23 protein-coding genes and 1 pseudogene are annotated in these 23,690 nt (G+C 68.0%); 9 read left to right on the forward strand and 15 right to left on the reverse strand.

Translation table 11 applies throughout. From position 1 onward, the window contains the following. Positions 1-2: 2 nt before the first annotated feature. Genes BLW48_RS32660 through BLW48_RS32670 form a run of 3 tightly spaced genes read right to left on the reverse strand, consistent with a single transcriptional unit; the run spans position 3 to position 2,854 of the window. The gene (locus BLW48_RS32660) at positions 3-776 is read right to left on the reverse strand and encodes a ferritin family protein (RefSeq protein ID WP_093179782.1); all 774 of its coding nucleotides are present in this window, start codon (positions 774-776) and stop codon (positions 3-5) included. After that, a complete protein-coding gene (locus BLW48_RS32665; RefSeq protein ID WP_093179783.1) occupies positions 766-1,779 on the reverse strand; it encodes a hypothetical protein in 1,014 nt (337 codons plus the stop codon). The genes BLW48_RS32660 and BLW48_RS32665 overlap by 11 nt, the downstream gene beginning before the upstream one ends. 49 nt (positions 1,780-1,828) lie before the next feature. Then, positions 1,829-2,854 carry a glycosyltransferase family 2 protein gene (locus tag BLW48_RS32670; protein WP_093179785.1) on the reverse strand — a complete coding sequence of 342 codons (1,026 nt, stop codon included), beginning with the start codon at positions 2,852-2,854 and terminating at the stop codon, positions 1,829-1,831. Positions 2,855-2,950: 96 nt separating this feature from the next. Between BLW48_RS32670 and BLW48_RS32675 the strand changes: the two genes are divergently transcribed. Continuing rightward, entirely contained in the window at positions 2,951-4,294 is a 1,344-nt protein-coding gene (locus BLW48_RS32675; protein WP_093179829.1) for a UDP-glucose dehydrogenase family protein, read from the forward strand. Here the strand turns inward: BLW48_RS32675 and BLW48_RS32680 are convergent. From BLW48_RS32680 to BLW48_RS32690, 3 genes are all read right to left on the reverse strand, one after another. Then, positions 4,280-5,419, reverse strand: a complete 1,140-nt coding sequence (locus BLW48_RS32680) for a CaiB/BaiF CoA transferase family protein (RefSeq protein ID WP_093179786.1) — start codon at positions 5,417-5,419, stop codon at positions 4,280-4,282. The two genes, BLW48_RS32675 and BLW48_RS32680, sit on opposite strands and share 15 nt — an antisense overlap. A 297-nt stretch (positions 5,420-5,716) precedes the next feature. Then, positions 5,717-6,694, reverse strand: a complete 978-nt coding sequence (locus BLW48_RS32685; protein ID WP_093179787.1) for a Bug family tripartite tricarboxylate transporter substrate binding protein — start codon at positions 6,692-6,694, stop codon at positions 5,717-5,719. 34 nt (positions 6,695-6,728) lie between these two features. Then, the gene (locus tag BLW48_RS32690; RefSeq protein ID WP_093179831.1) at positions 6,729-8,423 is read right to left on the reverse strand and encodes an acyl-CoA dehydrogenase family protein; all 1,695 of its coding nucleotides are present in this window, start codon (positions 8,421-8,423) and stop codon (positions 6,729-6,731) included. A 101-nt stretch (positions 8,424-8,524) separates the two neighbouring features. On the opposite strand from BLW48_RS32690, the pseudogene BLW48_RS32695 reads away from it, so the two are divergent. Further along, a pseudogene (locus BLW48_RS32695) lies at positions 8,525-9,406 on the forward strand (LysR family transcriptional regulator); the annotation flags it as partial. Between the two features lie 94 nt (positions 9,407-9,500). On the opposite strand, the gene BLW48_RS32700 reads toward BLW48_RS32695, so the two are convergent. The 4 genes from BLW48_RS32700 to BLW48_RS32715 all read right to left on the reverse strand — a co-directional run bounded on the left by BLW48_RS32700 (position 9,501) and on the right by BLW48_RS32715 (position 12,826). Further along, positions 9,501-10,535 carry a serine/threonine protein kinase gene (locus BLW48_RS32700; RefSeq protein WP_093179789.1) on the reverse strand — a complete coding sequence of 345 codons (1,035 nt, stop codon included), beginning with the start codon at positions 10,533-10,535 and terminating at the stop codon, positions 9,501-9,503. A gap of 33 nt (positions 10,536-10,568) precedes the next feature. Continuing rightward, positions 10,569-11,684, reverse strand: coding sequence for a DUF2855 family protein (locus BLW48_RS32705; RefSeq protein ID WP_177142490.1), 1,116 nt, complete (start codon positions 11,682-11,684; stop codon positions 10,569-10,571). A gap of 160 nt (positions 11,685-11,844) precedes the next feature. Next, positions 11,845-12,270, reverse strand: coding sequence for an organic hydroperoxide resistance protein (locus tag BLW48_RS32710; protein WP_093058675.1), 426 nt, complete (start codon positions 12,268-12,270; stop codon positions 11,845-11,847). A gap of 100 nt (positions 12,271-12,370) precedes the next feature. Then, positions 12,371-12,826, reverse strand: a complete 456-nt coding sequence (locus tag BLW48_RS32715) for a MarR family winged helix-turn-helix transcriptional regulator (RefSeq protein WP_093179792.1) — start codon at positions 12,824-12,826, stop codon at positions 12,371-12,373. A 194-nt stretch (positions 12,827-13,020) separates the two neighbouring features. On the opposite strand from BLW48_RS32715, the gene BLW48_RS32720 reads away from it, so the two are divergent. Further along, positions 13,021-14,073, forward strand: coding sequence for a MerR family transcriptional regulator (locus tag BLW48_RS32720; protein ID WP_093179793.1), 1,053 nt, complete (start codon positions 13,021-13,023; stop codon positions 14,071-14,073). Here BLW48_RS32720 and BLW48_RS32725 read toward each other — a convergent pair. Continuing rightward, positions 14,063-14,908, reverse strand: a complete 846-nt coding sequence (locus BLW48_RS32725; RefSeq protein ID WP_093179795.1) for an ABC transporter permease — start codon at positions 14,906-14,908, stop codon at positions 14,063-14,065. The genes BLW48_RS32720 and BLW48_RS32725 overlap by 11 nt on opposite strands. Before the next feature lie 3 nt (positions 14,909-14,911). Further along, the gene (locus BLW48_RS32730) at positions 14,912-15,859 is read right to left on the reverse strand and encodes an ATP-binding cassette domain-containing protein (RefSeq protein WP_176928985.1); all 948 of its coding nucleotides are present in this window, start codon (positions 15,857-15,859) and stop codon (positions 14,912-14,914) included. A 126-nt stretch (positions 15,860-15,985) separates the two neighbouring features. Here BLW48_RS32730 and BLW48_RS32735 point away from each other — a divergent pair, with 126 nt between their 5' ends. The 3 genes from BLW48_RS32735 to BLW48_RS32745 are packed head-to-tail and all read left to right on the forward strand — an operon-like array spanning position 15,986 to position 18,098. Then, positions 15,986-16,828: a hypothetical protein gene (locus tag BLW48_RS32735; RefSeq protein ID WP_093179796.1), complete on the forward strand. Its 843-nt coding sequence runs from the start codon at positions 15,986-15,988 to the stop codon at positions 16,826-16,828. A gap of 50 nt (positions 16,829-16,878) precedes the next feature. Continuing rightward, positions 16,879-17,502, forward strand: a complete 624-nt coding sequence (locus BLW48_RS32740; protein WP_256216967.1) for a hypothetical protein — start codon at positions 16,879-16,881, stop codon at positions 17,500-17,502. Next, positions 17,499-18,098 (forward strand): hypothetical protein, encoded by a 600-nt coding sequence (locus tag BLW48_RS32745; RefSeq protein ID WP_256331048.1) that lies wholly within the window; start codon positions 17,499-17,501, stop codon positions 18,096-18,098. Before BLW48_RS32740 ends, BLW48_RS32745 begins: the two co-directional genes overlap by 4 nt. Here the strand turns inward: BLW48_RS32745 and BLW48_RS32750 are convergent. After that, complete coding sequence (locus tag BLW48_RS32750) at positions 18,095-18,985, reverse strand: LysR family transcriptional regulator (RefSeq protein ID WP_093179798.1); 891 nt, start codon at positions 18,983-18,985, stop codon at positions 18,095-18,097. The genes BLW48_RS32745 and BLW48_RS32750 overlap by 4 nt on opposite strands. A gap of 116 nt (positions 18,986-19,101) precedes the next feature. On the opposite strand from BLW48_RS32750, the gene BLW48_RS32755 reads away from it, so the two are divergent. Further along, on the forward strand, positions 19,102-19,761 hold the full coding sequence (locus BLW48_RS32755) for a glutathione S-transferase family protein (RefSeq protein WP_093179799.1): 660 nt from the start codon (positions 19,102-19,104) through the stop codon (positions 19,759-19,761). Continuing rightward, positions 19,758-20,750: a pyridoxamine 5'-phosphate oxidase family protein gene (locus BLW48_RS32760; protein ID WP_093179801.1), complete on the forward strand. Its 993-nt coding sequence runs from the start codon at positions 19,758-19,760 to the stop codon at positions 20,748-20,750. The genes BLW48_RS32755 and BLW48_RS32760 overlap by 4 nt, the downstream gene beginning before the upstream one ends. On the opposite strand, the gene BLW48_RS32765 is transcribed toward BLW48_RS32760, so the two are convergent. Further along, entirely contained in the window at positions 20,708-21,886 is a 1,179-nt protein-coding gene (locus BLW48_RS32765; RefSeq protein ID WP_256331049.1) for a cytochrome P450, read from the reverse strand. The genes BLW48_RS32760 and BLW48_RS32765 overlap by 43 nt on opposite strands. An 82-nt stretch (positions 21,887-21,968) precedes the next feature. Here BLW48_RS32765 and BLW48_RS32770 point away from each other — a divergent pair, with 82 nt between their 5' ends. Further along, a complete protein-coding gene (locus BLW48_RS32770) occupies positions 21,969-22,661 on the forward strand; it encodes an ArsR/SmtB family transcription factor (protein WP_093058685.1) in 693 nt (230 codons plus the stop codon). A 12-nt stretch (positions 22,662-22,673) separates the two neighbouring features. On the opposite strand, the gene BLW48_RS32775 is transcribed toward BLW48_RS32770, so the two are convergent. After that, positions 22,674-23,681, reverse strand: coding sequence for a Bug family tripartite tricarboxylate transporter substrate binding protein (locus BLW48_RS32775; RefSeq protein WP_093179802.1), 1,008 nt, complete (start codon positions 23,679-23,681; stop codon positions 22,674-22,676). Between the last annotated feature and the right edge of the window lie 9 nt (positions 23,682-23,690).

Here is a 23,690-nt window from a genome sequence, read left to right on the forward strand (position 1 = left end):
GCTCAGGCGTGATGCTGCTGCACCGGCCGCGTCGCGCCGGGGCGCAGCCGCAGCGCCACGCCGGCGATCCACATGCCTAGCGCGCCGGTAACGCCGAAGCCGCGCTCGGTGTCGCGCACCTCGCGCATCAGTTGCGCGAGCCGCGCCTCTTCATGCGGCGCCACACAGCGCTGCAAGGTGTGGCTGCACAGACGGATGTGGCGGTCTTCATCAATCAGCACACGCGACAGCAGCGGGTGCAGCGCATGTTGCGGGCCGATCAGCGCGCAATGGCGCTGCAGGATGCGCGAGGCCATCTGCTCCGCCGAGAGGCCGATGGCATAGGCCGGCACCAGCCCGCCGTGCACGAAATGCGGCGCATGGCGGCGAATGAGCGCCTGCCAGCGCGCGAGCTTGCGGCGGCTGAACCAGTCGGGCTGCGGCGCCTCTTCGGGTGAAGCTGCCGCCTGCGCGTTGCCGCCGCGCTCGACGATGGCCTGCGCGAACAGGCGCGCATGGTGTTGCTCGTCGGCCAGGTGCTGGTCGAGCTGGCGCGCCAGCCACTCGGGCGGGGCGATGCGCAGTTCGCGCTGCAGCGCCTGCTCGGATGATTCCTCGCCCACCAGATAGAAGCGCAGCAACAGCATCTCACCAGCATTGCTCGCATGCAGCTGGCGCAGTGCGGCGCGCTTGACGTGGTGCACGAGGCGGGCCTGCAGGGCCGGCCAGCCGCGCAAGGTGGGCGCAGAGAGGCAGTCGAAGCCGGCTGCGATGTCGTCGGCTGGCTCAGCGGCCATCGGCCTTGGCCTTCGTGGTCTGTGGTGTCTGCTGCTGCCAGCCCAGCACCAGCCCGATGAAGCTGTCCTGCAGGAAGGCGCGCGCGGCGGCATCGGCACCCGCGAATTCGCGTTGCTGGCCGTCGTAGCGTACATAGCCCTTGCCGTTGGCGGCGCCGAGCACGAGCTTCTCGTTCTTGCGGAAGCCGCGCTGCAGCAACGGCTGCAGCAGCGACTGCGACTCGAGCCCGTACAGGAACATGTCGCGCTGCACCACCTGGTGCGGGATCTGGCCGCTCAGCGCCTGCAGCTCCAGCGTCCAGTTGCCCTGCTGCATGGCCTCGGCCAGTTGCATCCCCCTGGCGGCCGGCGCATGAAAGCGCGCGCGTGCCACCGACTTCGAGGCCTTGCTCAGGCCGAGGCCGATGGTGATGTCGGCGTCCCTTGCGCCATTCGTGCGGTTGTCTTCCACCTGCACCAGCACGTTGGCCAGGCGCGCGGTCAGCGAAGGCTTGGCCAGCGCCTCGACGACCTGGTCGGCTGTGAGCAGCACATGGTCGGTGGTCGCCTCGTTCACCACCACGATCTGGTACGGGTCGATGCGGATGTCGCTGAACTCGCCGCCCATGGGCGAGTGGACGTGGCTGCTCACCGACCACTCGCTGCCCGAACGGCTCACCAGCGCATGAAAGGTCAGCGGCACGCGCTGGCCGCTGCGCGCCTGGCCGGAACCTTGCAACAGCACGTCGCCGACGATGGTTTTCTCGTTGTAGCTGCGCGTGTTGACGAAGCGGATGGTGTGCGCGGCGCTGTCGAGCGCGGCGCGCGTGTCGGGGTCGTCGAGGGCGAGGCGGTTGCAGTCGTTGCCGGGGCCCGCGAGCGCGGCGAAGGGGCAGCCGGCGTCGGACTTGAAGTTGAAGACGCCGCGGCCGACAAAGTCGGCTGCACTTGCCAGCGTGAAGGCGCCTGCGAGCGCGAGGCCGAGCGTCAGCTGGCGAGCGATGAATGAAGAGCGAATTGGCATGTTCTTGTCTTGTTGTTCTTCTGGAAGAGAAGGAAGGCGCGAAAGGCGTTCAGGGCCGGTGATACGAAAGCGCCTGCGCGTCGGCGTTGGTGCTGCCCGTGGTGTGCCACCCGATGCCGCGCGCGAACGCACCCAGCATGTCGACCGCCGAGAAGCCGAGGATCAACGCCACGCCCGCGAGCCAGCGCAGCCCGCGCAGCGGCGGCAGGTCTTGATGATTGAGCGCCTTCACGCTGAACCCCAGCCGGGTGAACAGCACGGCCAGCGGCCCGATCGGCCCGCTCTTCGCGAGCCACTGCCAGCGCGGCGATACGTAGCTGCGCAGCAGGTGCGGCGTGAGCGAGTACGTGTCCTGCCCGCGCATCCAGCGCAGCTTGAGCGCCTCGGCGCGCGTGTCGGGCAGGCGGTGCTCGGTGTGGGCCTGTGCCGCGTAGTGGATCGGTACGCTCGCCGCCTTCAGCCGCATGCCCAGCACCTGGCAGTGCGCGCGGTACACGCCGTCGAGCGCCTGGTAGCTGTGCTGCTCGAACACGTCGCGGCGGAAGGCCACGTTGTTCGCGTAGAAGTTGCTCGTGGCGCCGGCATGGTCCGCGTTGGGGAAATACATGAAGTCGATGGTCGTGAGCGCGGTGCCGACCACGTTGGCCGCGTAGCTGGTGCGGCCAGCCACCACGGCGGGCGCGTCGCTCCACGTGAACGGCAGCAGCATCTGCAGCAGCCAGTCGTCGTCGGGCAGGCAGTCGGCGTCGGCGAACACCACGTGCGTGCAGCGCTGCGCATCGGTGGCCTCGAAGCCGACATTCTTGGCGTCGTAATAACCGGTGGCGGCGTCGATGCGCACGAAGTCGACCGGGCAGCCTGCGAGCTTGCTCACGGCCTCGCAGGTGGCCGGGCTCAGCCCGTCGTGCGTGACGACCACCTGCGCGAGCGCGGTGAGCGGCAGTTTCTGCTTCGCCAGCAGGGCGACGAGGCGCTGCAGGCTGGTGCCTGCTTTGGCCTCGGCATCGGCTCCGCCGCGCAGGTTGTTGGTCTCCAGGACCAGCGCGCAACGCGCCGCAACTTGATCGGGCATCATCGAATTTTCCTGTCCGGACATTGTTTTGAAGGCTTGCATCCTGCTTTTATCGCACAACCGCGCCCGCCACCAGTGCCGTGCGCCATGGGCTCGCCCATGAAAGTCAGCATCTTCGGCGCCGGCTACGTGGGCCTGAGCTTCGCCGCCTGCCTGGCTGAAGCGGGCCACGAAGTGCTGTGCGCGGACGCGGATTTGGCTCGCATCGAAGGGCTGCAGCGCGGCCTGATGCCCTTGCATGAACCGGACCTGGAGGCGCTGGTGACCGCTGGCCTGGCCGCCGGAACGCTGCAGTTCACCGCCGACGAGCGCACGGCCTGCCTGCATGGCGACGTGCTCTTCATCGTGGTGAACACGCCCGCCGACGCCGAAGGCCGCGTCGACCTGCGCCATGTGATGGCCGTGGCCGCCGGCATCGGGCGGCACCGTGACCGCGAGGCGGTGGTCGTGTGCAAGTCGACCGCGCCGGTGGGCACTGCCGACCAGGTCGAGGCAGTATTGAGCGGCGAGCTTTCGCAACGCGGCGCGCGGCTTCGCATCGCGGTGGCGGCGAACCCCGAGTTCCTGCGCGAAGGCTCGGCCGTGCGCGACTGCCGGCGGCCCGACCGCGTGGTGATCGGCAGCGAAAACCCGTGGGCCGTCGACCTGCTGACCCGGCTCTACGAACCCTTCATCGAGGACCCGACAAGGCAGTTGCTGGTGATGGACCGCCGCTCGGCCGAGCTCACCAAGTACGCGGCCAACGCCATGCTCGCCACCCGCATCAGCTTCATGAACGAGATGGCCCGCCTGGCCGAGCATGCGGGTGCCGACATCGAGATGGTGCGCCGCGGCATCGGCGCTGACCGGCGCATCGGGCCCGACTTTCTGCAGGCGGGTGCGGGCTATGGTGGCTCGTGCCTCGCGAAGGATGTGCGGGCGCTGAGGTACGCGGCCGACCGCGACGGCCATGCGCTTCGCATCCTCTCGGCGGTCGAGGCCACGAACCACGAGCAGAAGAGCCGGCTGTTCGACCTGATGACGCACCACTTCGAAGGCCGCATCGCGGGCAAGACCATCGCCGTGTGGGGCCTGGCCTTCAAGCCCGACACCGACGACATGCGCGATGCGCCGAGCCTCGTGCTGCTGGGGCGGCTGTGGGCCGCCGGTGCGCGCGTGCAGGTCTACGACCCGGCGGCAATGCCGAACGCGCGCAGCCTTGTCGGCGAGCGCGATGACGTGCGCTGGTGCGACACAGCGCAAGAGGCGCTGCAGGGCGCCGATGTGCTGGCACTCGTTACCGAGTGGGCGGAGTTCCGGCGGCCCGATTTCGCGGGCATCGCGAAGGCACTGCGCACGCCGGCGATCTTCGATGGCCGCAATGTCTACGACGCCGCGGAGGTCGAGTCCGTGGGCATCGCGTACTACGGCATCGGCCGCGGCCGATCATCACTGCTCCATTGAGTCGTCCAGCGGCAGGAAGGCATCGCCCGGCGTGAGTGGCGCGTGCCGGTAGCTTGCCGGCGTGCGGCTCAGCTTCACCGGCGCGCCGATGCCGCGATAGCCACCGGGCATCTCCACCACCATCTCGCGGTGCAGCGTGTGCGGATGCTGCAACGCGGCATCGACCGGAAGCACTGGCGCGGCGGGCACGCCGGCCGCCATCAGTTGCTCGACCAGCGCGCGGCCATCGAAGGCCGCCATCGCCGCCTCGAGTTGCTGCTTGAGTCCGTCGCGATGCACCGAGCGCACGCCGGCCGTGCGGTAGAGCGGATCGTCCGCCAGATCGGGCAGCCCGATGCAGCGGCACAGGCTGGCGAACTGCCGGTCGTTGCCCACGGCCACGAACACCGGGTCGGTGCCGGTGGCCAGCGCGTCGTACGGATAGATGTTCGGATGCGCATTGCCGGTGCGGCGCGGCTCGGTGCCGTCCATGAACCAGTTGGCCGCGTGCGGATGCAGCAGCGACAGGCCGCTGTCGTACAGCGCTGCCTCCACGAACTGCCCACGCCCGCTGCGCTGGCGCTCCTGCAGAGCGAGCAGCACGCCGATCACCGCGTTGAGCCCGGTCACCATGTCGACCACCGGCAGGCCCACGCGCAGCGGACCGCCGTCGGCTTCGCCGTTGATGCTCATGATGCCGGTCATGGCCTGCACGGCGGCGTCATAGCCCGGCAGCGCACCTAGTGGACCATCGGCGCCGAAGCCCGACACGCGGCACCACACGAGGCGCGGAAAGCGCTGCGACAGCGTTTCGTAGCCGACGCCCCAGCGTTCCATCGTGCCGGTCTTGAAGTTCTCGATCAGCACGTCGGCTTCGGCCACCAGCGCGAGCAGTGCAGTGCGGCCTTCTTCCGTCGAGAAGTCGAGGTGCTGCACGCGCTTGTTGCGGTTGAGCCCGTGGTAGTACGAGGCCACGCCTTCCCTGAAGGGCGGCCCCCATGTGCGCGTGTCGTCGCCCTGTGGCGGCTCGACCTTGAGCACGTCGGCTCCGTGATCGCCGAGGATCTGGCCGCAGTAGGGGCCGCCGAGGATGCGGGAGATGTCGAGGACGCGGATGCCTGCGAGGGCGCCTTGGGCTTGTGTCATTTCTGGTCCTTGGATTTGTTTTGTTCGTTCATTCGGGGCGAGTGCACAGGCCACCGGGTACTCCCCTCCGCGAATGTCCCCCGCCTTCGGCTCCTCCTTTATTTCGCTGCGGGGAGCACCCGATGCCCTGTGCACAGTGAGCGCCGCGCTTGTGCCGGTCGTTTGGCCACTGCGCTGAACGATCACGCCGATGGGGTGCCTTGCGCAGCGAAATAAAGGAGGAGGCCGCAGGCCGGGGGACATTCGCGGAGCAAGGTACCCCGTCGGCGTGAGCGCGCCCCGAACAACGCAGCTGCATCAATCCAGCTGCGCCCCCGACTTCTTCACCACGTCTTTCCACTTCACAGACTCGCTACCAATGAACTGCCCCAGCTTCTGCGGCGAAGTGTCGGCCGAAGCTTCGAGGCCTTGCGCCGCGAACATCTGCTTCACCTTGGGCGAGTTCAGCACTTCGGCGAAGGCATGGTTGAGCTTGCTCACGCGGTCGGCTGGCGTGCCGGCCGGCGCGACGATGCCGAAGAACACGCTCACGTCGTAGCCCTTGTAGCCCTGCTCCGAAATCGTCGGTACGTCGGGCAGCGCCTGCGAGCGCGCGACGGTGGCCACGCCCAGTGCGCGCAGCTTGCCGGCCTTGACGTAAGGCAGCGCGGTGAGGATGTCGGTGAAGGTCATGCTGACCTGGTTACCCAGCAGGTCGTTGAGCGCGGGGCCGGTGCCTTTGTAGGGAATGTGCTGCAGGTCGGTGCCCGCTACCGAGTTGAAGAGCACGCCCGCGAGGTGCGACGACGCGCCGTTGCCCGACGATGCATAGCTGAGCTTGCCGGGGTTGGCCTTGGCGTAGGCCACGAGCTCCGGCACGGTCTTCACGGGCAGGGCGGGGTTCACCACCAGGATGTTGGGCAGGTAGCCGACCTGGATCACCGGCGCGAAGCTCTTCACCGGGTCGTAGTTGATCTTGCGGTACAGGCTCGCGTTGATGGCCAACGGGCCCGAGGTGCCGAACAGCAGCGTGTGGCCGTCGGCCTCGGCGCGCGCCACGTATTCGGCGCCGATGTTGCCGCCGGCGCCTGCGCGGTTCTCCACGATCATGGGCTGGCCAAGGCGGTCTTTCATCTCGGCGGCCAGCGTGCGGGCCATCGCGTCGGTGGGGCCGCCGGGCGGGAAGGGCACGACCAGCATCAGGGGCTTGGTGGGGAAGGCGTCGGCCGCATGTGCTGCGGGCATTGCTGTCAGCAGCGTGGCGCAGGCGGCCAGCAGGAAGGTGAGGCGTTTCAAGGGATGTCTCCGTTTTTGTAAGAGGGAAAGAGGCTCAGGCCGGCACTGTCGAGGATTGACCGGTGGCGGCATTCCAGTCCGCGGGCATGGCATCGGGCGAGAGCGGATCGCGCGGCAGCACGCGATGCAGCAGCACCAGTTGCGCCCAGCGCATGCGTGGTGCGGAGCCGCCGTGTGCGGCCTCCCAGGCCATCGCGATGGCGCTGGTGCAGTGATAAAGCGCCGATGCGGCCTGCCGCGCGAGCACGTCGCCGCCTTCACGCGCGGCGGTTTCGGTCAGCGCGGCGGCGCGGTCGAGCGCATCGCGCAAGGCCTTCGCGAAGCCAGGAGCGAGCGCCGCATCGCCCAGCAGCTTCGCGCAGTGCGCGCGCAGCACCGGCAGCGAGCCTTCGCGCTTCACCGCGCGAATCACGTCCAGCGCCACGATGTTGCTCGTGCCTTCCCAGATCGAGCCCAGGTGCGCGTCGCGCACGAGGCGCGCATCGCTCCATTCCTCGATGTAGCCGCAGCCGCCGCGCACTTCCATCGCGTCGCCCGTGACCTTGCGCGCATCGCGGCAGGCGCGGAACTTGATGAGCGGCGTGAGGATGCGCAGCAGCGCATACGCGTCGGGCTCGGCTGCGTCGGAGCGGGCCAGCGCCAGCGCCGTCTGGCACACCATCGTGCGCGCCTGTTCGGCCGGCAAGCGCAGCTTGTCTAGCTGGCGCTGCATCAGCGGCATCTGGTCGAGCGTGCGGCCGAAGGCGCGGCGCTCGGATGCGATGAACTCTGCCTCGGCCACCGCACGGCGCATCAGGCCGGCAGCGCGCACGCCGTTCGACAGGCGCGAGTTGTTGACCATGTCTGCCATCTGCACGAAGCCGCGGCCCGCTTCACCCACGAGGTACGCGACCGCGCCTTCGAGGCGGATCTCGCCGCTGGCCATCGAGCGTGTGCCCAGCTTGTCCTTCAGCCGGATGATTCGGTAGTGGTTGAGGCTGCCATCTTCGAGCCGGCGCGGCAGCAGGAACAGCGACACGCCCTTCATGCCGGGCAAGCCGTCGTCGGCACGCGCGAGCACCATCGCGAAGTCGGCATCGGGGTTGGAGCAGAACCACTTGTCGCCAGTGAGGCGCCAGCCGCCATCGGCTTCCTGGTGCGCCATCGTGGCGGTGGCGGCAATGTCGGAGCCGGCGGCCTGCTCGGTCATGAACATCGCACCTTGCGCCAGCTCGTCGAAGTCGAGCGAGGTCAGGCGCGGCAGGTGCTTTGCGAGCAGCTCCGGGCTGCCGAACTTCTTCAGCGTGCGCGTGAGGGAGTCGGTCATCGACACCGGGCAGCACAAGCCGAACTCGGCCTGCACGAACAGGTAGGTCAGCACGTACTTGACCAGCGGCGGCATCTTGCCCTTCCAGCCCAGTGTGTCGTCGCGATGCGAGATGGCGGCCAGGCCGAATTCGCTGAGCGCGAGGCGTTCCATTTCGACGTACGCGGGGTGCTTCACGACCTTCTGCTCGTCGAGGCCGGTGCGCGTGCGCTGCTTCAGCACGGGCGGGTTGCGGTCGGCGGTGCCGGCCAGCTCGTCGAGCAGGCCGCCCGCGAGGCCGCCCAGGCGCTCGAAGTGCGGCTGCATGTGGTGGCGCAGGTCGTCGGGCAGGTAGAGCGCGAGCAGCGCGGGCAGCTCGGCGTCGGTGGTGAACAGGTTCTGGCCGTGGCGATCGGGGATCGGATGGGCGTGCTCTGCGGACATGCGCTTTGTCTCCATGGTTTCCTTGGTTTGGCGCATTGTTGAAGCCGCGACGATCCGTGTCTAATATCGATTTGGTCTTGTTCGATTCGATCTGACTATCCATGGAACTGCGGCACCTGCGCTACTTCTCCGTGCTCGCCGAAGAACTGCACTTCGGGCGGGCAGCGCGGCGCCTGTCGATCTCGCAGCCGCCGCTGTCGGTGGCGATCCGGCAGCTGGAAGACAACGTGGGCGCGCGACTGTTCGAGCGCAACAGCAAGGAGGTGCGGCTCACGCCCGCCGGCGAGGCACTGCGCATCTCGGCGCGGCGCGTGCTGCTGCAGGCGGAAGAAGCCGCCATCGAGGCGCGCGACGTGGCGCTGGGCTCGGCCGGGCGGCTGCGCATCGGCTTCGTGGGCGCGATGCTGTACCGGGGCCTGCCGCAGGCGCTGCGTGCCTTCCAGGCGAAGCACCCGGCGGTGCGCATCACGCTGAGCGAACTCAACTCCGGCGTGCAGATCACCGAGCTGCTGAACGACCGGCTGGACATCGGCTTTGCCCACACGCGCCGCGTGCCGCTCGAACTGCAGCACCGGCTGCTGCTGTCGGAACCCTTCGTGGCTTGCCTGCCGGCTGGGCATGCGCTGGCGCGCAAGCGGGTGCTGGCGCCGGCCGACCTGCGCGAGCAGCCCTTCGTGCTGTTCTCGCGCGAGGCCTCACCCGACTATCACGAGCGCATCCTGTCGATCTGCGCCGACGCGGGCTTTCTGCCCGAGGTGCGGCACGAGGTGCGCCATTGGCTGGCCGTGGTCTCGCTGGTGTCGCAGGGCATGGGCGTGGCGCTGGTGCCGCAGGCGATGCGGCATTCGGCCCTGCGCGGCGCGGTGTTCAGGCCGCTCGACCGGGTGGTGGCGCAGTCGGAGGCCTATGGCATCTGGCGCAACGGACCGGCCAATGTGCTGGTCGAGCGGCTGCTGCAGGGCGTGGTCGACGCGCAGCCGGCCGCCGCCGGGCCGCCCCAAGGCGGCCGGGCCTCCCCCTTGGGGGGTGGAGAATTACACGCAGCGAAGCGGAGTGAAAACCGGGGGGCCGACATTTCTAGGCGTAAAGGGGCTCTTCGGCCATCTGCTCGCACTGGTCTTCCAGCACGAGGATCTGCCCCTTCCAGTAGTCGCTGGAGCCGAACCACGGAAAGTTGATCGGGAAGATCGGGTCTTCCCAGCGCCGCGCCAGCCAGGCGCTGTAGTGGATGAGCCGCAGCGTGCGCAGCGGTTCGATCAGCGCCAGCTCGCGGCGGTCGAATTCGCGGAACTGCTCGTAGCCGTCGAGCAGGCCCGACAGTTGCGACGTGCGCTGTGCGCGGTCGCCCGACAGCAGCATCCACAGGTCTTGCACCGCGAAGCCGGTGCGCGCGTCGTCGAGGTCGACGAAGTGCGGGCCGCCGCCGGGGCGGTCGGTGGGCGTCCACAGGATGTTGCCGGGATGTACGTCGCCATGCAGGCGCAGCTTGCGGGGCTTGAAGTCGGAGTCCGGTGGCTGCAGCGCGAGGGCGGTCGCGCGAACCATGTCCAGCGCCTCGTTGCAGATCTTTTCCCAGTCGCGCTGCATGTCGAGCGGAATCTTGTCGTTCTCCAGCAGCCAGTCGCGCGAGTCGAGGCCGAAGGTCTGCAGGTCGAGCGCGGGGCGGGCCTCGAAAGGCTTGGCGCTGCCCACGGTATGGATGCGCGCCAGAAAGCGGCCGACCCATTCGAGCACCTCGAAGTTGTCGAGCTCCGGTGCGCGGCCGCCGCGGTAGGGGCTCACGCTGAAGGCGAAGCCGGCGTGGTGATGCAGCGTCTTGCCTTCGAAGGCCAGCGGCGGTACGGCCGGCACTTCGCCGGCGGCCAGTTCGAGCGAGAAGCCGTGCTCTTCGAGGATCTCGGCCTCGCTCCAGCGGCCGGGGCGGTAGAACTTGACCACCACGGCACTGCGATCCTCCAGGTAGACCTGGTAGACCCGGTTTTCATAGGAGTTCAGGCCTGTGAGCCGGCCGTCGCCGTACAGGCCGAGCGTCGCGAGCGCGTCGAGCACCACGTCTGGCGTGAGGCTCTCGTAAGGATGTGTGTTCGCGGGCGCCGCGGAAGAAAGGGTCATGCGGCGATTGTCGCCACACGGCGCCCCGCGGGCTCACGCGCTTGCAGGTTGTTTGTAAAGAGAAAGGATATGGCCCGTGCGCGGGTCGCCCTTGCCCGCGAGCACCTGCGCGTAGGCGGCCTGCACTGCCTCGCCGCCATCGTGGTGTTCGGCGTGCAGCCAGGGGGCCTTCGCATCGGTGACGGTGGCCAGGAAGTTGTGCCAGGCCGCGACCATGCGGCGCCCGAATTCGTCGGGGCCCCATTCGGTGGTGCGCTTCTTGATCTGCGCCGGTGCGAAGAACAGCGTGGCGCGCGGGCCCGACAAGTCCTTGCCCGCGCCCTTGGTTGCAAGCTGCTCGACGTGCGTGCCGCCGATGGAGCTGCTGTATGCGAGATTCGTGAAGCGCTCATGGATGGCGTTGCGCAGCGCGCCGTTGCCGGCGAAGTCGACGTACACGCAGGGCGTGTCGGCCGCGATGGTGTCGAGTGCTTCGTAGGTCACCACGCGGTCGTAGCAGCCCAGGCTTTCGCAGAAGGCCACGTTGGAGGGCGAGGTCAGGCCGATCACCTCGATGCCCTCGCGCTGGTGCAGCTGGAAGGCGGTGCCGTATGCCGTCTTGCTCGATGCGCTCGACAGCAGCATGGTCTTCGCGCCGAAGAAATCGTTGTCGGCCATGAAGTCGTCGATCAGCCACGAGGTGATGAACAGCGGGCGCAGCAGGGCCTGGGTGTCTTCGGTGTCGGCCGTGTAGAGCGCGTCGCTCGCGCAGCGGAAGTACTGGTTGTAGACGGCGGGCAGCTCCGCGCGGTGCGGCGCCACGTCGGTGAAGCGCTCGGGCGAGAGCCGCCCGGGGCTCAGCACCGCGGCTGAAGCCATTGGCCAGTAGCCGTAGAGCCGTTCGCCCACCGCCACACCCGGGTGGAGCGACTGCACGACGCTCGCAAAGCCCCACACGGGAATGCTGCCCCAGCCCTCTTCGCCGCTCGGGAAGAACTGCCAGTAGCTCATCGCGTCACCGAAGGCGGCATACGTGATGTTGTTGGAAGTGAGCGCAAAGCTGTCGATGCGCACGCGCACCTGGCCGTCGGCGAGCGCTTCGTCGGTGGCGGTGTGCAGGCGCGTGGTGGCGAGCTGGTCTTTGCGGATGAGGAAGCTGGTGGTGCTCATGAGCGAGGCTCCTGGCAGTTGGTGTCCAGCTACGTTAGCCAAGCTTGATGAAAGGCGCTATCTCGCGGCGGGTTTTGGCGTCACCCGTGAGACATCGGCGGGCATGAAAAAAGCGGCCCGGCTTGTGGCCGGACCGCTTGTTCGCGCGCGCAACGAGCTTTTAGGCGATCGTCAGTTCCACGTCGATGTTGCCGCGGGTGGCGTTCGAGTAGGGGCAAACCTGGTGAGCGGTGTCGACCAGCTTCTGCTTGGCATCTGCATCCAGGCCGGGCAGCGTGATCGCCAGCTTCACGGCGATGCCGTAAGCCGCGCCGCCGTTCGTCGGGCCAAGGGAAACGCTGGAGTCGATGGCGACGTCTTCAGGCACCTTCACGCCGATCTTCGGGCCGACGGCCTTCATCGCGCCGATGAAGCAGGCGGCATAGCCGACCGCGAACAGCTGCTCGGGGTTGGTGCCGGGCTTGCCGGAACCGGGCGAGCTCAGCTTGACGTCGATGGCGCCATCGCTGGACTTGCCTGCGCCGTCACGGCCGCCGACGGTGTGAGCTTCTGCGGTGTAGAGAACTTTGTCGAGCTTGGTGGTCATGGTGATTCCTTTGGTGATGATGAAGTGGAGGGAGGGTGGTGAAAGGCTTCGTTCTTTCTTGATGGGATCGACCGAAGCGGGAGAAAAATGTTGCGCTGCGTCAGGCTGCCTTCTTGATGCGGTCGCGCAGGGTCTGGATCTGCTGGGTGAGCGAAATCAGTTCGGGCACCGAGCATTCGGTGGCGGCCATCAGGCAGGCCGGCACGTTCGATGCGCGGCTCTTGAGCCTGCGGCCGGCAGCTGTCAGCGTGATGTGCACGCGGCGCTCGTCGGCCACGTCGCGCACACGGGCCACGTAGCCGTTGGCTTCGAGGCGCTTGAGCAGCGGCGTGAGCGTGCCCGAGTCGAGCGAGAGCTTCTCGCCGAGCTCGGAGACCATGAGGCCGTCTTGCTCCCAGAGGGCGAGCATCACGAGGTATTGGGGGTAGGTGAGCTGCAGCTTTTCCAGCACCGGCTTGTAGAGCCGCGTCATGGCCAGGGAGGCGGAGTACACGGCGAAGCACAGCTGGTTGTCCAGCTTGAGCATTTCGTCGGCGGGGACTGGGGTGGAGCGCATGGGTCGAATTGTAGCGAGCAATTAGATTGTGTGCAATCTAATTTGCAAGCGTTGGTTTCAACGGAGGCTACAGTCTGCCGGGAACGGGCATTCTGAACCTGCAAGGCCAGTGAATCCAACTTTCATGTCCGCCTGTTGACCCGGCCCCTGGGGCAGCCCTTAAAAAGAGAAGAACGTCGAAAAAGGTTCTCTTCATGCAATCCACCGCTCGCTCTTTCAGTCCATCCGAAGCCGCGAGGCGGCTCGGTGTTTCGGCCAAGGCCTTGCGGCTCTATGAGCAGCGCGGGTTGGTGGAGCCTGGTCGTACTGCGGCAGGGTGGCGGGCGTATGGCCAGAAGGAGATGGCCCGGGCCGCCGAGATCGTCGCGCTTCGCGCGCTCGGCTTCAGCCTTGCGCAGGTGGAGCGGGCGCTGGAAGGCAATTCCCAGGGACTGGAGCCAACGCTGGCGGCGCACCAGACAGCGCTGGAAGCGCAGCTTCGCCAGCTTGCTCGCACGGTCGACAAGGTCCGTGGCTTGCGAAGCGAACTTGCGCAAGGCCGGACGCCGAGCATCGGCGAACTCACAGGCCTGCTGGCACCTGCTGCAGAGGTCCGCATCGCATTCGAACTGCCGTGGCCATGGGGCGGGGAGCTCTTCGAGCTTCGCGACATCCGCGCCCTGAACTACATCATTGGTCCGCTAGGCAGTGGCAAGACCCGGCTGGCGCAGTGCCTCGCCAATGCACTGCCCAACGCCGCCATGCTGGGCCTGGAGAGGCTTGAAGATGACGAGGTGGCAGCAGCAAAGTGGCGGCTGGATGGCGATTCCCTGCTGAAGTCCCGCGTCGACGAAGCCCTGACCTGGCTCGTGGAAGACGGCGCCACGCCGTCGGATGCCTTGATCGCATTGCTCGCGGGGCTGCAGGCCGAAGGGCCGGACGCTCTGGTCATCGACATGATCGAACAAGGCCTCGACCACGCAACCCAGGAGGCATTGATTGCCTGGCTGCGCCGCTGCGGGCCCGGCGTGCGGCCCCTCTTCATGCTCACCCGCTCCTGCGCCATCCTCGACCTGACTGCCGTCGGCCCGGACGAAACCATCATCCTCTGCCCCGCCAACCACAGCCCGCCGACCCAGGTGGCGCCTTATCCCGGCGCGCCCGGCTACGAGGCGGTTGCCACTTGCCTGGCTTCGCCTGAAGTGAGGGCCCGGACCGCGGGAGTCATGCAGCTGCAGGTGATGAAGAGATCCAGCCTCACCCCTTGAACCGCTTGCGCGTCAACGCCAGCGCAATCCAGAACGCCACCACCGCATACACCGTCAGCACCGCCGCGTGCAGCCACCAGTCGGTCGGCCACTGGTCCATGAACAGCGGCCGCACCAGCGCCACCGCATTCGTCAGCGGCAGCCAGGCCGCCACGGCCTTGACGGCGGAGGGCAGTTGCTCGAGCGGAAAGAACACGCCGCTCAGGAACATCATCGGCGTCATGAACAGCGTGAAGTAGTACGTGAAGAAGTCATAGCCCTTCGCCAGCGCATTGAAGATCAGCGCGATCGACGAGAAGGTGATGCCCGCTCCGATCAGCACCATCCACGCGACGATGAGCTTCGGGCTGTGGCTGATGCCCAGCCCGAGCATCACGAACAGGATGGCCGTCACGGTGAAGATCGACTTGAACGCCGCCCACAGCATCTCGGCCATCACGATGTCGTCGAGCCCGACGGGCGCGTTCATGATGCCGTCCCATGTCTTCTGCACGTGCATGCGCGAGAACGCCGAATACAGCGCCTCGAAGCTCGCTGCGTTCATCGCGCTCATGCAGATCGAACCGCTCGCCAGGAACAGGATGTAGGGCACCTTCACGCCGTCGACCGACACCTGCCCCACAAGCGCGCCCATGCCGTAGCCGAAGGCCACGAGCCAGATCAGCGGTTCGGCGATGTTTCCGATCAGGCTGGGGATGGCGAGCTTGCGCCACACCAGCAGGTTGCGCAAAAACACGGGCCACCAGCGCAGCGAGATTTCGGGCGGGCGCCACACTGAAGGCGAAGGAGGCGCGGTCGCTGCAATCGGTGCGGTCGTCGTCGTCGTCATGTTCATGATCTAGCCGTCCTCGCGAATCTGGCGGCCGGTGAGCTTGAGGAACAGGTCCTCCAGATTCGCCGGCCGATGAAAGGTGCGCAGGCCGCTGTGCTGCGTCAGCGCATCGAGCAGCCGCCGCGCGTCCTGCGTGTAGAAGAACACCGTCTCCCCGCTGACTTCCACGCGTGCCGCCATCGCCTTCAGCTCGGGCGATTCGGCCAGCGACAGTGCGCCGTTGCCATACACCTCGACCACGTCGGGCTCCAGGTGCTCGGCGATCAGATCGCGCGGGCGGCCTTCGGCGATCTTGCGGCCATGGTCGAGCACCAGCAGGCGTGAGCACAGGCGCTCGGCCTCGTCCATGAAGTGCGTGGTCAGCAAGATCGACTTGCCCTGCTGCAACAGCACCTGCAGCCGTTCCCACATCAGGTGCCGCGCCTGCGGGTCGAGGCCGGTGGTCGGTTCGTCGAGCAGCAGCAGCTTCGGGTCGTTGACCAGCGCACGCGCCAGCGACAGCCGCCGCCGCATGCCGCCCGAGAGCTCGCCCGGCTTCGCATCGGCCTTGTGCGACAGCGCCGCGAACTCCAGCAGCTGCGGCACGCGTGCGCGCACATGCGCCTTGCTGAAGCCGAAGTAGCGGCCGTACACCACGAGGTTCTCGGCGCAGCTGAAATCCGGGTCGAGCGTGTCGAACTGCGTGACCACGCCCAGTTGCGCCTTGATGGCCAGTGCATCGCGCGGCATCTGCAGCCCGAGTGCCGAGATGTCACCACCGTCGGGCGCGGTGAGGCCCAGGCACATGCGGATGGTGGTGGTCTTGCCCGCGCCGTTCGGGCCGATCACGCCCAGGCATTCGCCGGGCGCGATCTCGAACGACAGGTCGTCGACGACCGTGGTGTTGCCATAGCGCTTGTGCAGATGGCTGGCGTGGAACAGAGGGGGTGAAGCGGAAGAGGTGGTGGACGGCACACAACCATTCTGACGCAGTCACCTGAAAATCACGGGCGCTCCAAGCCCTCGATAACCCGAGTCGAACCACGCCCCGGCGGCCTCACAATCGACGCCCAGTTGTATTGCGCGGTGGGAGGCCCAAGGATGCTGCGTTTCTGGTTGGTGCTGTCGGCTGCGCTGCTGCTCGGCGCCTGCGCACCTTTTCATCGGCCCCTGGCGGCTGCGGACCGCAGCAAGGTCCAGGAAGTCGACGTACGCGTCGTCGTCGCTCAGGAGAGCTTCATGTTCTCCGCACAGCCCCCGGGCGTGAGCGCGGCCACGGGCGGCGGGCTGATCGGCGCGCTGATCGACTCGTCGGTGCAGCAAACGCGCCAGAAGGAGATGAGCGCCGAAGTGCAGGCCATCGTCGGCCCGCTGCTCGACTACGACTACCGCGTGGAGGCGGGCAAGGCGCTGACCACGCTGCTTGCCGAGCCGAGCTCGTTCCCGCTGAAGATCCGCTCCTCGCAGGTGCTCGCGGCGATGCCGCTGAAGGCCGAGCAGGAGGCCCGCATCGCTGCCACGAAAACTGGCCCCGCCTATATGGTGCTGTTGCTGCAGTACGCGCTGGAGCCAGGCCTTGGCGCCTTCACCACGCGCACCTCGGCCCTGCTCTGGCAGGACGGCCGCAGCGAGCCGAGCTACCGCGCCTCGGCCATCTTCCAGACGCCCATCGGCGGCACCGCGCGCGCTGCCGTGCTGCGAAGGCTCACCGCGAACGACGGGCAGGTGCTGCGCGGCGTGATGCGCGAGTCGATGGCACAGACCCTGCATGCGGTCGCGCTGGACATTGCCGGCGCCCGTTCAGGTAGCGTTAAGACTGCGCGATTCAATGTCAACGGTTCGTGGGTGACACTGGCCGGCCAGAGCTTCGACGAGCAGCCCGGCCGCGTGCTGTTCCGCGACCAGGACGGCGCCATGTATTCGGTCAGGAACACCGCCCCATGAGGCCACGCCAAGGACTTGCCATCGCCACCACTCTGGCCATACTCTGCGCCATGCCCACTCTCTCGCATGCCGTCACCGAGAGCGAGCCGCTCCCCATGGTTTTCGAGCCCGCGCCCGAGCCGGCCGAACGCCCCAACAGCGTGCCGGCCGTGTCGCTGCGACTCGCGCGCGGCTGCACGCTGTACCTGCCATCGATCGAAGATGCGCGCAGCAACAAGGCCAACGCCGGCAACCTCACCGTGATGCTGCCGACGGTGCATGCCACGCCCCGGTCCGTGCAGTCGCTGCGCAGCGGCGACGCCACCGGGTGGACGCGCGGCGCGCTGCAGTCGACGAGCCGCTACGGGTTCCAGACAGTGCTGGGCGCACCGCCCGCGAGCGCCGGTGCCAGGCAGGTGACTGCGGATGTGGCCCTGCGCCTGGCCCACGCGTGGTCGGTCGATCTGAACCTGGTTTCGCACGTCGTGCTCAAGGTGAACTACCGCCTGCCCGGCGGCGAGACTGTCTTGCGCCAGTACCACGGCATGGGGACGCGCACCAACTGGGCCAGCGCCAATGGCGAGTTCATGTCGGTGCTGAATCTCGGCCTCGAAGAGGCGGTGCGCGGCATGGCGAGCGATGCCGCCGCGCTCTGCGATGGCCTGCCTTTGCCTGCGCCGGTGGTCGTGCCATGAAGAGCAGGCTGGAACTTCACCTGACCTGCGATGTGCCGCACGAATCGCAGATCCCGTTCTTTGTCGCGGTGTGCGAGCAGATCGGGCTGCGGCCGCTGCTGATCGACCATCACCGCGACAACGGCGGCGAGCGAAATCGGCAGCTCTCGGCTACCGCCTGGTTGCGCGCCGATCTCGAAGAAGCCAAGGCCGAAGCGATGGCGCTGGCGCAATGGCTGGCGCGGGCGGGCATGGCAGTGCTGGGCGTGAAGGTCGATGCGCCTGTGCAGGACGCCGACCAGCTCGACTGCGACGGCCAGTATTTCGAGTGGCGCGGCAAGCTGCGCCAGCAACAGTGCGACATGTCTGCGCTGCAGCAGCTGTGCGAGGCACACGGCGCGCAGTTGTCGCGAGACAGCCTGCGTGAGGAAGCCTGCACCTGCTTCGTGACGCTGCGCAGCTGCGAATCCCTGGAGGAATTCACGTCGCGCGTATCGGCTGTGACCGGACAGCTCGAGCGCGACGGCTGGCCGGTGCTGAAGCAGGACTCGGAAATCTGCCTGCTCGACAGCCGCGAATTGCCCCGCAACTGCAGCTGCAATGACAGCTGCACCTAGAGCCTGAGCCCGCTGAACTCCATCTTCATCCACTCGATGAACGCCCGCGTGCGCGCGGGCAGCAGCCGCGCATTGGGATAGATCACGCTCACCGGCCGCGGCGGCGGCTCGAAGTCTTCCAGCACCAGCTTCAGCCGTCCCTGCGCCACGTGCGGCATCACCTGGTACGAGAAGAAGGTGCCGAAGCCCATGCCCGCCGCGCACGACTCGATGGCCGGCGCGAGGTGATTGAACTCCAGGCGGTTGTTCGGCGTCACGCTGATCGCCTTGCCGCCTTCGTGGAACAGCCACTGCGCCGGCGCATCGACGCGGCCTCGCACGCAGGGCGCGCCGTTCAGGTCGCGCGGATGCGTTGGCGTGCCGTGCCGCGCCAGGTAGTCGGGGCTCACGGCCACCACGCGGCGGATGGTGCCCAGCGTCTGCGCCACCAGTGACGAATCTTCCAGCGGGCTGATGCGAATGCCCACGTCGATGCCTTCTTCGAGCAGGTTCACGGTGCGGTCGTACAGCCGCACGCTGCAGCGCACTTTTTCGTAGCGCTGCATGAAGCGCACGATGGCCGGCGCCACGTACATGTGGCCGAAGAGCACCGGCGCGGTGATGGTGAGCTGGCCCGCCGGCTCGCGCGCCTCGGCCTTCAGCGCGAGGTCGGCGGCGTCGGCCGCGAGCAGCACCTCGCGTGCGCTCGACAGGTAGTGGCGGCCTTCCTCGGTGAGCGAAAGGCGGCGCGTGGTGCGGTGGAACAGGCGCACGCCCAGGTGCGCCTCCAGCGCGGCGAGCGAGCGCACTACCGCGGGCAGCGAGGTGCCGAGCGCCTCGGCGGCGCGGGTCAGGCTGCCCTGGTCGGCAATCTGCACGAAGGTCTGCATAGCCTTGAAACGATCCATGGGGAGATTAAACCGGAAAACGCAGCAGTCAAATACAGGAATGGCTATTCATTCATTTGCCGCAAGAGAGAAGAATCGAGGCACTGTCCCAGCCATCTCGAAAAAGGAACGCCTCCATGAACGCCGCAGCCGCCAATCGCCCCGCCCAGCCCATCAAGCTCTACGGCACCACGCTCTCCGGCCACGTGCATCGCGTGCGGCTGTTCCTCACGATGCTCGGCCTGCCGTTCGAGAACGTCGAGATCGACATGCGCAAGCGCGACAACCGCGCGCCGGAGTTCCTGGCGCGCAACCCCTTCGGCCAAGTGCCGGTGATCGAGGACGGCGACCTTACGCTGGCCGACTCCAACGCCATCCTGGTCTACCTCAACGAGCGCTATGCACCTGACCCCGCGCGCTGGATGCCGCGCGATGCCGTCGGTGCGGCGCGCGTGCAGCGCTGGTTCTCGGTGGCGGCGGGGCCGCTGGCGTACGGCCCGGCGGCCGCGCGGATCATGGCGCTGTTCGGCCACACCACCGACCCGACGGAGACCGTCAAGCGCTCGCATGCGTTGCTCTCGGTGATGGAGATGCACCTGCAGCAGCAGCCCTTCCTTGCCGGTCCCGCCGCCACGCTGGCCGACATCGCGAACTACGCCTATGTGGCGCATGCGCCCGAAGGCAGCGTGGCGCTCGATACCTACCCGAACGTGCGCGGCTGGCTTGAGCGCGTGGAAGCCTTGCCGGGCTTCGTACCAATGGTGCGCACGCCTATCGGGCTTGCGGCGGTCGCATGATCGCCGCGCCCTTCCACGCGGGCGAGCGGGCGTTGCAGGCCCTGGCGGGCTCGCGCGAGCAGATGGAGGTGGCCGGGCCGCGCGTCATTCGCGACTACATGCCCGACCAGCACCGCGAGTTCTTCGGGCTGCTGCCGTTCCTCGTGGTCGGCAGCCTCGATGCGGAGCTGCAGCCCTGGGCCAGCGTGCTCGCGGCACCTGCCGGCTTCGTGCACTCGCCAGATGCCACGCACCTGCGCGTCGATGCGCTGCCCGCGTCGGGCGATCCGCTCGTTGGCCAGTTGAAGCAGGGCGCCACACTGGGCCTGCTCGGCATCCAGCCGCATACGCGGCGGCGCAATCGCATGAACGGCACGGTCGAGGCGCGCGATGACGCGGGTTTCATGGTCGCGGTGCAGCAGAGCTTCGGCAACTGCCCGCGCTACATCCAGGCGCGCGAACCGGTGTTCGTTTCGCCGCGTGCCGATGCGGCGCCGCAGGCGCAATGGCTCGACAAGCTCGACTTGGCGGCGCATCGCCTTATCGGCAGTGCCGACACGCTGTTCATCGCTACCGCCTATCCGAACGAGGTCGCGGCGGGTGACGAGGCCGATGCGAGTTCGCACGGCGTCGATGTGTCGCACCGCGGCGGTCGCCCTGGCTTCGTGCGCCTCGACGGCGATGACGTGCTCACCGTGCCGGACTTCAACGGCAACCGCTTCTTCAACACGCTCGGCAACCTGGCGGCGCATCCGCGCGCGGGGCTGCTGTTCGTCGACTTCGACAGCGGCGATCTGCTGCACGTAGCAGTCACGGCAGAGATCGTTTGGGACGGGCCCGAGGTGGCTGAATTCGAGGGCGCGGAGCGGCTGATGCGCTTCCACGTCACGCATGCCTTGCGTCGCCCGGCGGCGTTGCCGCTTCGCTGGGGCGATGCGCAGCTGTCGCCTCACCTGGCGGGCACGGGTCAGTGGAACACGGGAATGCGCCCGTTGACCGACGGCCGGTAGCTCCAGCCGCGCAGGCGCTGAGCATCGAGGTCGGGCGCGCGGCGCAGCAGGGCGTCGAGGCTGGCCGCTGCCAGCGTGCATGCCAAGGCCTGGCCGGGACACGCATGCATGCCGTGGCCGAAGCCGAGCATGCGGCGACGGGCGCGCACGAGCATGAAGCTGTCGGGGTCGGGGTTGAACGCCGCGTCGCGATTGGCCGAGGCCAGCAGCACCAGCACCGCATCGCCTGAGGTCAGCGGTGTGCCGGCGATGGTGACGGCTTCGGCGGCAAAGCGCCGTGTGTTGTGCACTGACGGATCATGCCTCGCGGTCTCCTCGACGATTGCCTGCAGGCCGTCGCGTGTACGGGTCGACGTGCGCAGCGAAGGCTCGCGCATCAACGCGATCAGGCTGTTGCCAACCAGGCCCGCCGTTGCATCGCAGGTCTGGGATAGCAGGCCGGCCACGTTCGCCAGCAGCGAGCGTGACAGCGTTGCGTCGCCCGCACTTTCGGCGAGCACGGCGGCGAGCAGCGTGCCGTGCCGTGGCGGCTCGCCTGCCACCAGAACTTCAAAGCGCGTCATCAATTCGCCCGCCGCGGCGCTCGCACGCTGCAACTGCTCGGGCGTGGACAACGGCGACAGGCAGGCCACGAAGTCGCGTATCCACCGGTCCACCTGCGGCAGCGCGTCGTCGGCAAAACCGAGCAGGTGCGCGACTGCCTGCACGGGCATCGAGAACAGCGTGTCGGACAGCGGCTGCTGCTGCGGAACCCGCAGCGCTATCTGCAGGGCTGCCGCGTGCACTGCGTTCAGGTCGAGCCCGGCCAGTGCGCGTTGCAGAGCGGGCCGATGCGCCTGGTGCGCCACGCCGTCGTTCATGCGCACCAGATGGCCGAACACCTCGCCGGCCGCACTGCCCACGATGGCGCGCGGCACCGGCTCGGCGGGCGGCCGTACACGCAACGCACCGTGCGCGAGCAGCACCTCTTCGATCACGTCTGCGCGGCTCGCGACCCGGAGGCGCAGCTTCTCGTTCCAAGCGAGCGGTGGCCCGTCGCGAAGGGCGGCGTAGTACGGATAGGGATCGGCATGCGTGACGGCCGCGACCGGGTCGGCGGGCATGTCGGCAAGAGTGGGGCTGTTGCTTTCGTTCATGGCGTCAGTGTGCGATCGAAGCCGCCGCCACACTTCGTCCGCGAACGAAGTGTCGGATGCGGCGCCGTCTTACGATGGGCGCATGGACACCACTGCTTCATCCGCCGATTTCCAACTGGCCCGCCTGGCCGGCGCCATTGCCGAACCGGCGCGCGCCCGCATGCTGAGTTGCCTGATGGACGGCCACGCGCGCACTGCCACTGAGCTCGCCACCGTGGCTGAAGTGGCCGCATCGACCGCCAGCGCGCACCTCGCGCGCCTGAAGGACGAACGATTGGTCGATCTGCTGGTGCAGGGCAAGCACCGCTACTTCCGCCTCGCCAACGACGACGTCGCCGCCGCGCTCGAAAGCCTGATGGTGGTGGCCGGCGCGCCGCGCACGCCAGAGTTCAAGCCGAACACGCCGAGCCGCCTGCGCAGCGCGCGCACCTGCTACGACCACATGGCGGGCACGGCGGGTGTCGCGCTGCACGACAGGCTGCATGCGCAGGGCTGGCTCAGCGGCCTGCAGAGCGGCTCGTACGAACTCACGTCCGAAGGCGCGATCGCGCTGGAGAGCCTGGGTGTGGAGGTCGATGCGGTGCGGCGCTCGCGCCGCCGCTTCGCCTGCGCCTGCCTCGACTGGAGCGAGCGCCGTCCGCACCTGGGCGGTGCGCTGGGCGCTGCATGGCTGCAGCTGTCGTTGCGCCGCGGATGGGTGCGGCAGGAGCTCGACGGGCGGGCGCTCACGCTGACGCCGAAGGCGCAGCGCGAAATGCCCGAGCTTTTCGCGTGATGCTTCGAGCGATCAGGCCTTCAGCTTGAGCAGATAGATCAACGGCCCGGCCATCGCCGTATCGAGATCGAGGAAGCTCTCGAAGTCCTTACCCGCCATCCAGTACGAGTCCCAGTTGTTGCGCTTGATGGTCTTCTGCCAGACATCGGCCGTGGTGGCGCGGCGCACGGCTTCGAGCAGCACGGCCTTGCGCTCGGCCGGGACCTTCTTGCCGGTGAGCACGCCGCGCCAGTTGGCGAGGTCGGCGTCCACGCCCTGTTCGCGCACCGACGGAATGCCCTGGAACGGCCGCTTCGACGACACGCCGATGGCGCGCAGCTTGCCGCTGGCCAGGTGATCGCTGAATTCGCTGTAGCCCGAGATGCCGGCAGCCGCCTTGCCCGTTTCGAGCGCCTCGACCACCTGTGCGCCGCCGGGGTGCGGCAGGTAGACCAGAGCCCCCGCGTTGCCGGCCACGCGCGCCAGCATGCCGGCGTACATGTGGTCCACGCCGCCGGCCGAGCCGCCGGCGATGACCGTCTTTGCGGCATCGGCGCGCAGCTGCGCAATCAGGTCCTTCGGGGTCTTGATGGGCGAGTCGGCCTTCACCGCCACCACTTCGTAGTCGCTGGTGAGCCGTGCCACCGGCGCGACCTGCGCCATCGTGACGGCGGGCTTCTGCAGCGCGACCGCGCCGACCATGACCATGCCGCTCATCAGCAGGGTGTCGGGGTCGGCGTCGTATTTCTCGACGTACTTCGCCAGGCCGATGGTGCCGCCCTTGCCGCCGATGTTCTCGTAGCTGATGTCGCCCACCGCGCCCGACGCGATCATCGCGGCGCCGAGGGCGCGGCCGGTCTGGTCCCAGCCGCCGCCTTCGTTGGCGGGAATGACGATGCGCAGCTTGGTGGCGAGCTGCGGTTCGGCCGCGCCGGCCATCGTGGGCCAGAGCGCTGCGGGCATTGCGCCCGCGGCAGCTGTCGATGCGATCCATGCCGCAAGGCTGCGGCGAGAGAGGCCGGTCGGCACGAAATGCGACATTTTGTTTCC

This window comes from Variovorax sp. YR266, from assembly GCF_900107295.1.
Classification (GTDB): domain Bacteria; phylum Pseudomonadota; class Gammaproteobacteria; order Burkholderiales; family Burkholderiaceae_C; genus Variovorax.